We start from the raw sequence: 15,074 nt of genomic DNA, 5'->3' as shown, positions 1-15,074 counted from the left end.
ATTAAGGTTGTTGACTTAAATTTATTAACTTAAGAAGTATGGCTCGTATAACTCCGCAAAGTGAAGATTTTTCAAAATGGTATTTGGACGTGATCAAAGAAGCTGATATGGCAGAGAATTCTGCGGTACGCGGATGTATGGTTATCAAACCTTGGGGTTATGCAATTTGGGAAAATATCCAAAGAGAGATGGATCTACGTATCAAGGCCCTCGGAGTTAGAAATTGTTATTTTCCAATGTTTATACCGGAAAGTTTTCTGACAAAAGAAAAAGATCATATAGAAGGTTTTGCTCCCGAATGTGCAGTTGTCACTCATGGAGGTGGCAAAAAGCTGGAAGAAAATCTATTTGTGCGCCCTACTTCTGAAACTATTATTTACGACACTTATTCTCGCTGGGTTCAAAGCCACCGAGATTTGCCATTACTTCTGAATCAATGGGCGAATGTTGTACGTTGGGAAATGCGAACTCGACCATTCCTTCGAACTACAGAATTTCTATGGCAAGAAGGACATACTGTACATGCGACATCAGAGGATGCGGCAGAATTTGTAGAAAAAGCTCTCAATATGTATGCGACATTCGATAAAGAATTTTTGTGCATACCTGTTGTAACCGGTAAAAAATCTCGCAAAGAGACTTTCGCAGGAGCTCTATATACTATGACAACAGAAGCTCTCGCAAAAGACGGTAAAGCAATTCAAGCCGGAACTTCTCATCATTTGGGACAGACGTTTGCAAAAGCATTCGGAATTCAATTTCAAGATACAGATGGAGAACTCAAACATGCATGGCAAACATCATGGGGAGTTTCTACAAGAATTGTCGGGACATTGATCGTGTGCTTGGGAGATGACAAAGGACTGAGACTGCCTCCAACTGTCGCACCAATACAGGTGGTGCTTATCCCTATTTGGAAAGATGATGAAGGCAAAAAGAAAGTTCTCGACATATTCAATAAAATAGAAAAAGATCTCAGGGAAGCAAATATCCGAGTACATCTGGATGACCGCGACAATGTGTCCCCGGGATTTAAATTCAACGAATACGAAGTAAAAGGCGTTCCGATTAGAATTGAGATGGGCCCTCGCGATTTCGAAAACGGTGAATTTACATTGGCACGTAGAGACACTCAAGAAAAAATCACACACAAGATACATAGCAAATTCGACGCAGAAGATGTACAAAAACTTTTAGATGAAATTCAAGAGAACTTATATAAAGATGCTTTGGATTTTAGAGAAGCCAACACCCACACTGTTGACAATATGGATGACTTCAAAAAGGCTATCGAACAAGATATACCAGGATTCGTCAGAGTGTATTGGTGCGGAGATGGCGCGCTCGAAGAGCGCGTGCAAGATGAAACCAAGGCAACTATTAGAATAATTGAAGATGAAAACGTAACAGGTCAAAAATGTTTCTATTCCGGAAAAGATGCAAACCAAAGAGTTTTATTTGCGAAGTCTTACTAGATTAGTGTATATTTGGTAGCGAAAATAAATACAAAAAACATGAAGGCTATTTTCAAAGATTTATTTAGGGTTGGTTTGGCTGCCACGGCATCTATGTCAGTGCTGACAGTGGCTTTGATGTTTAGTCAAAATGCTTTAGCGCAGGGAACATACACTCCAAATGTAAATGATGACCCTACAAATTTTCCGCCTGAAGCTAAATTTATTGTAAAAACAAATGTAGGTATGGGGCAAATAGCCGAAGGTATAATAGGTACGGAATTTTTCTTTGATGCCAGAACCTCAAGAGACCCTGAAAAAACAGCCCTATTATATAGGTGGGATTTTAATGGTGACGGAAACTATGATACCGGGTTTTTAACTGAACCAACCATAAGTAAAGTATTTTGGGATATGGGAACTTTTGACGTAAAATTAGCGGTAAAAGATGGGTCTGGGCAATTTGACCATACGGTTAAAACTATAAAAATCGTTCGCAATACAAAGCCGACTGCGTTTTTTACTATGGATCCCGATAAAGGTTCTCCTGCACAAATATTCAGATTCAATGCCAATGAATCATTTGATGATCAATACAAATCACAAAGACTTCAATATCGCTGGGACTTCAACGGAGACAAGGTATACGATACAGATTGGTCTAGCCGCACCTTCGCCTCTTACACTTATGGATATGGAGTCAAAGGTATGCAAAAAATAACATTGCAAGTAAAAGATCCAAACAATGAAAGAAGTGAATTTACTAGAAATCTTGAAATCCTAGAAAACACTATCCCTGTTGCGGTACTCGATATAGAACCGAAAATTGGGACATTTGATACTATGTTCCGTTTCTCCGGAGAAAAAAGTTTTGATGATGAAACCGAATTCAATAGCTTGGAATTTAGATGGGATACAGATTACAACGGGCCGGATGATATAATATATGATTCCGGTTTCGCACGCATAGGGTATAGGAAATTTCTCAAGTTCAATCATCCGGACCAAAGAACCGGGACTCAAAAAATCCGCATGGATGTACGTGATAAAGATGGCCGGATCGGGACTGCTATCGCTTACATCGAATTGCACTGGGCTTCGCCGTATCTCAAAATGCTTAATGATGCCGGTATCATAGCTACCAGATATGATAATGATTTTAATCCGGACAAACCTGTTTCCCGAGGCGAAGTTATCAAAATGATTCTAAAAAAACTTGGAGTTAATGTATTTACAATAAGATATGAACCAAGATTTTCAGACGTTGGAAGCTCTAACCCAAACTATAAATATATTCTTGAAGCGGAGGAACTTGGCATAGTTGAAGGCTATCCGGACGGATCGTTCCACCCTGACTCATCTATAAGTCGCAGTGAAACTCTGGCTATGATACTCCGAGCATTCAACGTTCATATCCTTCGTGGAGGTTTTCAATTTTACCCGGACGTCCCAAAGAGTGAATGGTTTTTTCAATATGTAGATACCGGTACTGTAAACGAACTGGTTAGCGGATATGACACCGGGTACTTCGGTCCACATGACCCAATTACATTTGGTGAAATCTCAAAAATGTTATATCAAGTTGGAGAATTGAACAAAACGAATTAAACAACAATAACTCAATTAAAAAATATTGCGAGAAAGCATAAACTTCGCTTTAATGTAAAGGCCCTCCAAACAAACACACATATGCTAAAAATCCCAAAGAATAAATACATCATCACCTACCTATCTTTCGTATGTGGTTTCTTTTTGATTTTCTTGGCACAGTTCGTGTTTGCGGTCGCTTTACCTCCACCCCTTAGTGGCGATGCGATCTCCCCTACCGTACACAGTTTAGATATAGCCGGAGGAGCTACTGATTCTGATAACAATGGAGTGAGTATTGATAATGATGGGAAGATGGATATCCATACCGGGACATTAACCGATTCTTATAACGACCCTCAATATGGACTCAATATAGGTTCAAGCAAAGGTGGGCTCCATGTATCTGCACCATATAACCCTGTCGCCGGTATCAACGACGTAAATATCATACCAAAAAACCCGGATCAATACGGAAGGGTCGGTGTTGAAGGTCGAGTAATAATAGGCAATCAAACAGGGGCTCCGAGTATAATGAAAGGATTTGTTGGGTATATCCAGCATGCCGCAACGCCAGGGGTGTTTCAAGAATACGAGCCACTACCCGCTAACGTTCCAATGACGCCATATGCATTTTATACTACCGGTAATACATACCTCGGTGATACGGTTACAATTGATGGTGATATAAAAAATGGCACCTCTGCTGTAACGATCGCTGCTGACGCGACTGTCTCCGGAAATATGAATGTAAATGGGAATCTTGAAACTGATGTGTTGAATTTCTCAAATATAGATAATCTGGATAATCGTCTTTTAATCGGAGATCCGGATGCAATCGTTTTAGACAATGCTAGTAGCTCAAGTTATGCTGATTTTGATATCTTCAATGCTACTCGCTCCTGCGCTCCTAATGCGTATTTAGTCGGCTGCTCCGGATACGTTACCGGAGCTAACTCTTATGCCCCTTACCGTGGAGCCGTACCTTCTTCAAATCTCAAAGGTGGTTCATGCACATCCTATGCCTCCGTTCCTCCTGGAGCATCTGATTTCACACTATATTCTGTACCTTATTGTTTTAATCTAAATTAAACCTCATAGTACCTTATGAAAAAAACTTTTTCAAAAAGCGTTAACTTATTCCTGATTATTTCCGGGATACTTGGTGGAGCTGCCTTTGCAATAGCGGTTGCTCCATTTGCACTTAACCCTCCATCCGCCAATACCACAGTAGTGAATTTCCCAGCTTTCAAAATTGGGTACGATATGGATGATGTAGATGGTGATCTATATATAAACTCAATAGGGCAGACTCTATTCAACAGCGATTTACCAGATCCTTTTACAACCGATGAAAATGGTAATTTGCTACCACTCCGTTTTGGCTTCGATATAAATTCAGCAAATGCAGGTCTGTATACCCTAGGGAATTATATGGGACTAAAAGCTAGCCCAACCCAAGGCGAGGGGCTATTTGGAAGGGTCGGAGTAGAAGGTAGAGTCACGGCAACTCAAGCAACAGGTGGTACAGGCACGGCACGTGGATTCGCAGGATACCTTGAATACGACCCATCGCTCAATCCAACCGTTGAAAATGATATAAATTTCTCGACATTGCCAAATAGCCCAAACAATTCATTATTCGATGACTTTATTCGTATTTCAAAAGGTATTCCATGGGCTTTTTATACTGAGAATAAATCTAAATTCAAAGATGATGTTGAAATCACAGGTAACATAACCTCAAGAAATGAGCCAATAACATTTGCTGATTTGAGTGGGCCCGTAAGTGACCCTGTTGTACAGATGAATAATGGAGACCTTGTCTTGGATGATGTATTTGCAGATAATTTTTCAGCTACAGGTGATTTATCGGAACAATTTTTTTTACAAACTAGTGATCCGGCTCTATCAATGCTTCAAACATATCCAAATGGAAACCAACGCCCTGATTTACAAATTATCTCAGCTATAATTTATTGCCCACTAAACCCTACGCCATCTATACGGCTCGGATGTGGAGGAGCCGTAATCACACCTAATCCTACCGTCTCCAGTGCTCCATACCTAGGAGAAGAACAAATCTCAGACAGGGGTTGTAAATCTTACGCAAGAAGACCACCCGGCCCGATTGTACCTGGCTCCCTAAGTGCTTATGCATTTTGTTGGAGGCCGGAATAAATTTAACTTAAATCAATGCCAAAAATTCAGAAAACACAAATCTCAAAAACAATTATAAATCTCATACTTTTCATATGTGGAATAATCCTTATTGTAGGTATTTCTTCATTTATCGCCTTCGGCGCTACTCCAACCACAGAAACTCCTAACTTCAAATCTCTTGTGATTGGACGAGCGGGGCTTGATAACATAGGTATGACAATTTTTGGAGATAATTTTTCTTTCGATTTTTGGGGGCTAAATTATATGGATTCTCTATCCCCTACCGGCTCTCTGTACGCGGTAAGTATTAATTCTAATAAAGCCGGTACTATAGTAACAGGTAAAAACGTTGGCGTACTTGGAGAGAATAAACAAAATGCAGCAAATAAATATGGTCGTACCGGTGTTATCGGACAAGTCATTACACCATCTCAAGGCGTTGGTAGAGGTATACTTGGTTATCTTGAACCGATCGCGAGTATATCATCACCTCCTCCTGATCCAAATGCTATACCAAAATACACTCCAATTGATACAGGGAATTTATATGGGATATATGCTGATGCTGCCGAGTCACATCTTGCCAATGTTACAATCGATGGGCGGATAACTTCAACTGTAACTTCAACTGATGGAACAACTGAATTCGAAGGCCCTGTTGATTTTCTCGGATCCTTAACAGTTGAGGACACCTTAACTGTGGACAAATTCGTACTGGATGCAAATCTGTATGAGAACGCCCAAATCACGACATCTGCCGCTACTAATTTTTTGCAAAACAATCTGAATAAAATGATATTTACTGTTAGAAACAGCACCCCTGTATTAACAACATCAGCACCCGGCCTCACCCAAGCAACTGCAACTTGCCCAAATGGTAGTGTGCGAATTTCTTGTTATGGTGACGTAACATCTACGGTTGAAATTTCCCCTGAATATCTAGGCTTTTCAAGCTTCCGAGGCACTTCTACAAATGATAATAATGGTTGTAAATCTTATGCCCAAAACAAAGGTGAGGGCTACGTGCATGCCGCAGCTATGTGTATGGTTCCGCAACTCCCTTAGTAATTTAAATTATTCTACTACTGATTCTAAAACGGTGGGTATGACGAATAAGTTATTTTCACAAAACAATTTCTCAGAGCAAAATGGCTTGTTTGAGCTATTATATGAGGCTAAAAGTGTGCGCCCGCACACTTTTGAAAGCTAGGAAACAGGTGAAAAAACTGAACATTATAAACAGATGCGATACAAATGCAAAAAAAATGAAACACAAAATGAGGGTACAATCCAACAAGGAAATACTAAAACGGCTTATACAAGCCCAACTCAACCACTTTTTCCCCAGGGAAAATTTTGAGGCGGAGGCAATCTTTATCATTCCGCTCGTCCTTAAAATCAATCTTTTCCTTCGTCCTTAAAACCGACCTTTTCCTCCATCCTTAAAACTGATCTTTCCCTCCTTAACTTTTTTGAAATAAAAATGACTTCCTTGAGCCATTAAATGAATGAAAAAGTCTGCCCGTGCAGACTTTGGCGTGTGGGCGCAGACGGATAAGCGGAGGTACTTTGGCGTGGCCGCAGACCAGGTACTTTAAGCGGACAGAAATAAGTAAATGAATTCAAATCATTGTGATGATCGATTATTTGCTATTTTTTTGGAGACAGAGTTTTCGTAGGTCGATGAATTCGATTTTCTCGCAAAGAGCTGAGTTATTTTCTACCTTTGCTTGTTTGTAGAACTCCTTATCTGATTGACTCTGCGCTACTTGCTCCTCCTCTGTTAGAGAATCTATATAGTCTGATTCATCAAACGTAATATTTGGATCTGCATCTGTAGTTTTCGGACTATTACAAGCGGTAAGTGCAAATGACATAAACATTATCATACACAGAATATATGGTTGTGCTTTGCACGCCTTATTTGGCAAAGCAAGTTTCACGCTTCGCCATGATAGATTTTTTTTCATTGGTGAGAAATTACTTTGCTAAAATTATTATAGGTACTAAAGTCCGAGGCTTTTCCTTATATCGTCAGCTTTACCTGCATCTTCGTCGCGTTGGTTTTTTTGGTCGAATTTGTATTCAAGATCCTTCCACTCAGATGCATGTTTTTCTTCTAGTTTTTGAAGATGTTCTCCATGTTCAGCAGATAATTCTTGGAATTTACGTTGTTCTTCTTCCAAAATTTTCATCAATTGTTCAACTTTGTATTGAGTAAGCTTTGGAACGTATTGAATAATCTTCCACTTTTCTTCTTTTGTAAGAGAAATCGAACCTGCTAAAAGTTTCAAAAATTTAACTTCGTCGAATTGCAATTGATGTGGTGGAAGTTTGATATTTGTATCAAATCCATCCCAGATCTGTCCAAAAACATAATCTCCGGCTCCTCCTCCTGATGCAGGTGGTGTAACCGGTGCTACCGGCTCAACTGGTGTAACTGGTGCCGCTATTGGTTGTACTGGCGCTGGTGCGACTGGCTCAACCGGCGCTGCTGCCGGTTGTACTGGCGGTGCTGCTGCCGGTTGTACAAAGGTTTGATCTGCAGGTTGACCACCTGCCGGTTGACCACCTCCAAAACCCGGATTAAAACCTCCAGCTTGTCCTCCTCCCGGATCAGCTGGTTGACCACCCCCTTGCATTCCATAATTTTGATCTTGTGAATTCATTTCATTTAATTAAAGTTTAATTTTCGTTATTTAGTTTATAGAATGGGCTTTTAGACCGCAATAGTTACTTTGCTTCAAAAACCCTTACCTTTTCTCTGATAAACCTCTCTTGCGTCTCAGGATTTTCTTTTTCGAATGTAACGATGCGCATTTCTATATTCTCATTTTGCATTGTTACCTTAATCCCATTGATAGCACTCATTATAAGATTCAATTGCCATCCATTTTTTGATGCAAAATTTTCATAAAATGTTTTAAATCCGTCTGAGTCCGTCATGCCGGGATACTCGAATGTAAGAAAATACTCCGTCCCACCTTCAAATTGATTTATTTCAGATTCTATAAATTTTGACTTATCAAAAACTTTAATCCCGCCGGGTAGATCCGGATATTTTGTAACCACCTTTTCACTAAGTGTTGGAGATCCTATAATTACCATCTCTATTGGCGTAAAGTGCTCACCTGTCTGAGAAACGCGCCCACCTGACATATATGTTGATATATTAGCATTATCGGTCTTTTCTGATTTTGGCTGATCCTCGTGCTTGTTAAAAAATGGGAATACCTGCGACAAAACTGCAAGAACTACTACCGTGAGAACCACTTCAAGACTAAAACCAAGCCTTGCTTTTATCACTCTACCTTTTGATTTATCGATCTTTTTTTTCGTCATTATTTTCAAAGTAATCTTCTGAACTATTATACATTTTTACGTATGAAATTCAATGCATTAGCCAGTATCTCACGAGCATTGTCATATGTGATTTTCTCAATGACTTCCGCTTCTGAAAGCCATACGAAATCATCATGTTCATGAGAAAGTTCCGTTTCCGCACTGGGGATTGTACGTCCAACAAAAAACACAACGGTCTTGCGTATCCATCCTTTAAGATTTGGGAAATTTGCATAAAAAGTATATGTCAGATAATCCCTAAATCCATTTAAAATTGTAAGTTCTTCTATTCCAGTCTCCTCTGTAAATTCTCTTTTGGCCGTCCCCTCTTCTGTTTCACCCTCTTCCACATGGCCTTTTGGAAGATCCCAATGCCCTTCCGGGTATTTTAAAAGTAAAAACTCTCTACCTTTTTCAGAATCTCTAAAGACTATAACGCCACATGATTTTTCTATCTTTGGTTTAGACTTTGTATAACTACCGGTTGTAGTTTTCTCATTGTCAAATCGCATATTAATTGTCTTGCAATGTTTTTTCCCTCCCATTTTTTAAATTTTTTTTAACTTTCTTCGATAGAATACCCTACTTTATATTTAAAAAACAATAAACTGTGAAACAAATTGTATCTTTGCTCGCGACTTTCCTCGATTTTTTCTTCCCAAGAATATGTCTCGGATGTGACATGGAAGGCGCATACCTATGCCATACTTGCGAAAACCTCTTAAAAGAAACGGTGTCTCAGAACTCGCTTCATACCGACTTCCTGGATACTGTTTTTATAGCATGTGAATATGACAACCAAAACTTGATAGGGAAACTTATAAAACGTATCAAATATAAATTCTCTGAAGAATTAGCGGATTCGCTCGCAGATATCGTAGTACAGAATTTAATTGATTCTATAGATTGGAGTAATATCGGTATTCTTATCCCTGTGCCATTATCAAAAGAAAGGCGAAAATGGAGAGGGTTTAATCAAGCCGAGCTTATTGGGGGTAAAATTGTAAGGCGATTGAATAAGCTTGGAATTGATACACGAATCGAGGATGAAATCTTGAGAAAGGTGAAGGACACGCCGCCGCAGGCGGCGTGCTCATCAAAGCTGGAACGCTTAGCCAATGTGGAAAACGCCTTCGAAGTAAATAAAAACATACGACCACCAAATGCAGTTATCTTGTTCGATGATGTCTATACTACTGGCACTACTATGAATGAATGTGCCAAGACTTTAAAAAATGCCGGTGTAAAAAACGTATTTGGTTTGGTTATTGCGAAAAAAAAAGTATAATCACGTCCGTAATAAACAACAGAAATTCTCACCACAAAAATAATGAAAGTAGCTATAGTTGCAGATTTTTTACTGAAATTGGGCGGAGCCGAGCGCGTCGTCAAATGCCTACTTGATATGTATCCGAACGCCGATATCTTCACCTTACTCTACGATGAAGAGTCCATCGGTAAAGTTTTTCCGAAGAACAAAGTAACACAGTCAGAGTTTGCAAAATGGCCTAATTTTCTCAAAAAAAGATATAAATATTTCTTCCCACTACTCCCCGGGTTCGTCGAGAAATTCGATTTAAGCGAATACGATCTGGTTATAAGCTCAAGTTCTGCATATGCACATGGCGTAATCACTGACCTTGAAACCAAACATATCGTTTATTGTCATTCTCCAATGCGTTATGCATGGGACTATGCTCACAAATACCTAGCTGAACAAAACCTAAATATCATAAATCGCTGTATCGTCAGATATTTCATAAAAAATATTCGTGAATGGGATTTTTTGGCTTCGAGACGACCTGATTTTTACATAGCAAATTCAGAGCACGTCGCTAAACGCATCCAAAAATATTACAGAAGAGAATCCACTGTGATCTATCCACCGGTAGATATTTCAAGATTTAAAATCCAAAAATACCATGAAGACTTCTTCTTAATTGTTTCCACACTAACTCCGTACAAAAAAATTGATCATGCTGTGCGATTATTTAATAAGGTAAACAAAAAACTAGTGATTATTGGAGACGGTCCCGCTAGAGGCGCACTCGAAAGTATAGCCGGTAAAAATGTTGATTTCCTCGGGTTTAGAAGTGACAAAGAGGTAAATGAATATATGCAAAATTGCCAAGCTTTGATATTTCCCGGTGAAGAAGATTTTGGCATAACCCCTATCGAAGCAATGGCGTGCGGAAAGCCGGTATTGGCTTACCGCAAAGGCGGCCTACTTGAATCAGTGGTCGAAGGCGAAACCGGGGAATTCTTTGATGAACACAGCCTTCAGTCTATGGAAGACGGTCTCGGCCGCCTCCTACTAAATTACAAATTTTACGACCAGAAAAAAATCCGTAAACAAGCTGAGAAATTCTCAGACAAAAAATTCAAAGACCACATGAGTGAATTTATAGAAAAACTAAAAAAATAATCGTATTCACAAATAGGTTTAAAGCCGCTAAAATTGCCCCCTCTGAACAAATACAATGTCACTATATCTCAAATACAGACCACAGGATTTCGACAATTTAGTCGGACAAGATCACATAATCCAAACCTTGATCAATGCACTCAAGGAAGATCGGGTGTCTCATGCGTATCTTTTTTGTGGGCCTCGCGGAACCGGTAAAACATCTATGGCAAGACTTATCGCAAAAGCGATAAATTGCCTTTCTCCATCAAGCGATGGAGGCCCATGTAATGAGTGCGATATTTGCGTACAAATAAATGACAATAGACTGACTGACATAATAGAAATCGATGCGGCTTCAAATCGCGGTATTGATCCAATCCGTGAGTTACGCGAAAAAATCAGCTTCTCACCAAATACGGCAAAGTACAAAATCTACATCATAGATGAGGTGCATATGCTAACAAAAGAAGCCTTCAATGCACTACTCAAGACCCTCGAAGAACCACCTGCTCATGCATACTTTATCCTTGCAACTACAGAGATTTACAAAGTTCCAGATACAATTATTTCACGATGCCAAAGATTTGATTTCCATAGAATGGCCAAAGCAACTCTAATCGAAAGGCTCGCATTTATAGCAAAAGAAGAAAATGTGGAATACGAAACTGAGGCACTGGAATGCATAGCGGAAAGAGTAAATGGAGGAATGAGAGATGCCATCGGACTACTCGAGCAAAGTACAAAACATGGAGGTATCACTTTAGAAAATTTAAAAAAAACCCTAGGACTCACCGAAAACCAATCAATCATAGATCTTTTTGACTCTATTTATTCCGGAGACATGTTACAAAGTCTTAAAATGATAAATGATATTCACAATCAAGGATTTGACCTCGAACAGATGAGCAAAGACTTTTTGGAGTACTGCAGGAAACAAATGCTAATCGCAGTAAAAGCCAATGACACAGCGCGTATCGGGAGAGTAGTTTTGATAATCGACAAACTTGAGGATGCTAAAAGCAAAATCAAAAACTCTAGCCTGCCTCAATTGGCACTCGAAATAGCTGCAATTAAGTTATGTGGAATTGATTGTAATATAGTGCAACCGGCAAGGATGTCCCCTATAGAATCCGAAGAATATGAAACAACTCTAAATGAACTCGAAAGTAGCAATGAAAATGATTTCTTAAGCAAACTTCGTAAAAATTGGAATACTGTTGTTGCAAAAATAAAAAAACCTGCGATTCGAACTTCTTTCAAAGATGCCAAAGCTGTATCTATCAAAGATAACACTCTACTGCTTCATTTTAGTACGCAATTTCATCTGGAAAAATCCTCTACTGTCGAAGCCTTATCTGAAATAGAAAATGCAATTGAAGAGATGTACAACCAAAAACTCAGTATAAAAATGGAATTGCGCAAAGTGGATTTGACTCCAACCGTCAAAAATCGAGAGCATAGCGGACTTGAAAGTAATGATACGGCAAACTCACTTCCAGACAAACAGACTGTAACCCCTTCGACTCAGACACCCGCTGATGCAACTATCGAAGAGTCCCCCGAAGATGCAATCAATGTATTTGAAAGCTGGTAGACTATATCATCGCCAAGAATTCTTCCTCGCTTATAGTTTTAACCTTCAATTCGTTGGCCTTTTTTAACTTTGAGCCCGGATCCTCCCCAACTATAAGATAATCTGTATTACTACTAAGTGAGCTTAGAATTTTGCCACCATTTTCTTTGATTTTAGCTTTAGCTTGATCTCGCGTCATAGTTTCAAGACTTCCGGTAATTAGGAATTTTTTACCGCTTAGCACATTTGATTTTGCACTCATTGATATTGGTAAAATCCGAATCCCTACTTCAGCGAGCGAATGCAACATATGAATCCCATGATCTTCTCTAAACCAATCATATATGCTGTGCGCTACCTTTTTACCCATGCCGTCGACGTCCTCCAATTCTTCAAATGAAATTTTTTCAAAAACTTCTATAAGTATATCCGGAGAAAAATATTCATATTTTATCAAAATCGGAGACTCATCTATATCCGCAGCCACTTCATCAAATAGCGAAACCTGAGCCCGCATCGCAACTGGCAGCTCCTCCCTCTCGCCATATTCGAACTTAACATTAAATTCCTCAAATTTATTTTGCAAAAATACGGCCAAATCCGCCGCAGTTTCAGCCCCAACGTGACGTATCCCAAGAGCAAATAAAAAACTATTAAATTTAATAAGTCTCGCATCCTCAATTGAGCTGATCACATTTTTTGATCGCTTATCCTGAAAAAGGTTAAGTGTAAGCAAATCTTCAGCAGTTAATTTAAACAAATCAGCAGGGTTTGATAAAAACTCATTTTCCATAAGTTGGATCACTAACTTCTCCCCTACTCCATCTATTTCAAACGCACCTTTGGAAACAAAATGAACCAATTGCCGCTCTTTCATGGCTTGGCAATTTGAATTCGTGCAACGCGTAATCGCATCCCCTTCCGGTTTCTCAACATCTGATTCACATATCGGACAATGAGCCGGAAATTCATAAGGCTTTGCGTTAGTCGGTCGCATATCATGCAAAACTTCTACAACTTCCGGGATTATGTCGCCCGCTTTTTGAATAATAACCGTATCACCAATTCGCACGTCCTTGCGAGCTATCTCATCCTCGTTATGAAGCGTGGCGCGGGCAACTACGGAGCCCGCGACAAAAGTTGGACTTAGTATCGCGACCGGAGTCAGTGCGCCTGTACGCCCTACCTGAATGATAATATCCAGAATGACCGATGTGCTCTGCTCTGCAGGAAATTTGTACGCCATCATGTATCTGGGCGCCTTCCCCGTAAATCCTAACTTCTCCTGTTGATTTTTATCATTTACCTTCACCACAATACCATCTATGTCATAAGGAAGGCTCTCTCTTTTATCATGCCACTTCTCACAAAACTCAATCACCTCATCTATATTTTTCAAAATAGTCATATGCTTTTCAATTTTCAGCCCAAGTTTTTTCATGGCCTGCATCATTTCATAGTGTGTTTTTTCGGTTTGAACCTCATCAAATGCATGCATACTATAAAAGAACATATCGAGTCCACGATCTGCCGTCACCGATGGGTCAAGCTGTCGAACAGAACCTGCAGCCGCATTACGAGGATTTGCAAATTCATCTTTAAACTTCTCAAAACTCTTACGTGGCATAAAAACCTCACCCGAAACTTCCACCGAAATATCTTCATTTAACCTCAATGGAATACTCTCAATCGTCCGCACTGTGTGAGTAATATCCTCACCTTCAACACCATTTCCACGGGTGATCGCCTTTGTCAAAACTCCATCCTCATACCAAAGCGTCACATTTAATCCATCAATTTTGAGTTCACACACGTATTCCGGGCATCCACGATAACCTGCACGAAAGGTTGTTTCTTGTTTTTCGCCTACAACATATAACAATCCTTTTTTAACTCGTTCGTCAAAATCCCGTAAATCATCCGCCGAAAAAGCATCAAAAAGACTCCATTTCTTCACCCTATGCCGCACCTTTGCAAATTTCTCAGAAAGTACTGAGCCGACCCTCCGGGTCGGCGAATCCAATGTCACCAAATCCGGATACATTTCCTCTAATTCTATAAGTTCACGCTTCAGCGAATCTCGAACCGCTTCAGAAACACTTGACGTATCCTCAACAAAGTATTGAAAATTTAGTTTGCGAATTTCAGCTCGCAGAAGCCCAATTCTCGATTTCGCCTCGTTTTTTGTAAGATTTTTCATCAGACCAAATAATAACATCTCAAGCTGCATAATAACATTAATAAATAAAACCTTTCAATGATTTCAAAACGCGAATCACCAAATCCAGTTTTTACCTACAAATTGTACGTTATTCTGTACAAAATCTCGTCCTAGTACGAGTCAGAAATTTCAGAATCCTGTTGTCACATATTGCATACCATAATCATATTCATAAGAGATAAAACATAAACTGAAAGTACCCATAAGTGAGTACTATCAGTTCAAATTTGCTCCTAGACAACAAACAAAAAAACTTCGTAAAAACCAAATTAAAACCGGACACAATCTTTTTTCTAAAAACCCTCATTGTCTAGCCACCACTTTTCT

General features: G+C 39.4%; 13 protein-coding genes. 8 read left to right on the top strand and 5 right to left on the bottom strand.

Translation table 11 applies throughout. The features are described 5' to 3' along the window. Window positions 1-38: 38 nt before the first annotated feature. The 5 genes from proS to Q8P68_05115 all read left to right on the top strand — a co-directional run bounded on the left by proS (window position 39) and on the right by Q8P68_05115 (window position 6,269). Window positions 39-1,475: a proline--tRNA ligase gene (gene proS / locus Q8P68_05135; GenBank protein ID MDP4008545.1), complete on the top strand. Its 1,437-nt coding sequence runs from the start codon at window positions 39-41 to the stop codon at window positions 1,473-1,475. A gap of 39 nt (window positions 1,476-1,514) precedes the next feature. Further along, a complete protein-coding gene (locus Q8P68_05130; protein ID MDP4008544.1) occupies window positions 1,515-3,062 on the top strand; it encodes an S-layer homology domain-containing protein in 1,548 nt (515 codons plus the stop codon). Between the two features lie 81 nt (window positions 3,063-3,143). Next, on the top strand, window positions 3,144-4,133 hold the full coding sequence (locus tag Q8P68_05125; GenBank protein ID MDP4008543.1) for a hypothetical protein: 990 nt from the start codon (window positions 3,144-3,146) through the stop codon (window positions 4,131-4,133). Between the two features lie 15 nt (window positions 4,134-4,148). Continuing rightward, window positions 4,149-5,222: a hypothetical protein gene (locus tag Q8P68_05120; GenBank protein MDP4008542.1), complete on the top strand. Its 1,074-nt coding sequence runs from the start codon at window positions 4,149-4,151 to the stop codon at window positions 5,220-5,222. A gap of 15 nt (window positions 5,223-5,237) precedes the next feature. Continuing rightward, on the top strand, window positions 5,238-6,269 hold the full coding sequence (locus Q8P68_05115; protein ID MDP4008541.1) for a hypothetical protein: 1,032 nt from the start codon (window positions 5,238-5,240) through the stop codon (window positions 6,267-6,269). Between the two features lie 578 nt (window positions 6,270-6,847). Here the strand turns inward: Q8P68_05115 and Q8P68_05110 are convergent. From Q8P68_05110 to Q8P68_05095, 4 genes are all read right to left on the bottom strand, one after another. Further along, a complete protein-coding gene (locus Q8P68_05110; GenBank protein ID MDP4008540.1) occupies window positions 6,848-7,174 on the bottom strand; it encodes a hypothetical protein in 327 nt (108 codons plus the stop codon). 36 nt (window positions 7,175-7,210) lie between these two features. After that, window positions 7,211-7,873: a hypothetical protein gene (locus Q8P68_05105; GenBank protein ID MDP4008539.1), complete on the bottom strand. Its 663-nt coding sequence runs from the start codon at window positions 7,871-7,873 to the stop codon at window positions 7,211-7,213. 64 nt (window positions 7,874-7,937) lie between these two features. Further along, window positions 7,938-8,546 (bottom strand): hypothetical protein, encoded by a 609-nt coding sequence (locus tag Q8P68_05100; GenBank protein ID MDP4008538.1) that lies wholly within the window; start codon window positions 8,544-8,546, stop codon window positions 7,938-7,940. Between the two features lie 26 nt (window positions 8,547-8,572). After that, window positions 8,573-9,091, bottom strand: a complete 519-nt coding sequence (locus Q8P68_05095; GenBank protein MDP4008537.1) for an NUDIX domain-containing protein — start codon at window positions 9,089-9,091, stop codon at window positions 8,573-8,575. Between the two features lie 65 nt (window positions 9,092-9,156). Between Q8P68_05095 and Q8P68_05090 the strand changes: the two genes are divergently transcribed. Genes Q8P68_05090 through dnaX form a run of 3 tightly spaced genes read left to right on the top strand, consistent with a single transcriptional unit; the run spans window position 9,157 to window position 12,547 of the window. After that, the gene (locus tag Q8P68_05090; GenBank protein ID MDP4008536.1) at window positions 9,157-9,834 is read left to right on the top strand and encodes a ComF family protein; all 678 of its coding nucleotides are present in this window, start codon (window positions 9,157-9,159) and stop codon (window positions 9,832-9,834) included. Window positions 9,835-9,876: 42 nt separating this feature from the next. After that, window positions 9,877-10,971, top strand: a complete 1,095-nt coding sequence (locus tag Q8P68_05085; GenBank protein ID MDP4008535.1) for a glycosyltransferase — start codon at window positions 9,877-9,879, stop codon at window positions 10,969-10,971. Between the two features lie 55 nt (window positions 10,972-11,026). After that, window positions 11,027-12,547: a DNA polymerase III subunit gamma/tau gene (gene dnaX / locus Q8P68_05080; GenBank protein ID MDP4008534.1), complete on the top strand. Its 1,521-nt coding sequence runs from the start codon at window positions 11,027-11,029 to the stop codon at window positions 12,545-12,547. A gap of 1 nt (window position 12,548) precedes the next feature. Here dnaX and ligA read toward each other — a convergent pair whose 3' ends face one another. Further along, the gene (gene ligA, locus Q8P68_05075; GenBank protein ID MDP4008533.1) at window positions 12,549-14,726 is read right to left on the bottom strand and encodes an NAD-dependent DNA ligase LigA; all 2,178 of its coding nucleotides are present in this window, start codon (window positions 14,724-14,726) and stop codon (window positions 12,549-12,551) included. Window positions 14,727-15,074 lie beyond the last annotated feature (348 nt).

This window comes from Candidatus Peregrinibacteria bacterium, assembly GCA_030700255.1.
Taxonomy (GTDB): Bacteria; Patescibacteriota; Gracilibacteria; order UBA1369; family JABINC01; genus JABINC01.
Note: the sequence above shows the minus strand (reverse complement) of the source record. Positions and strands in the feature narration are given on the sequence as shown.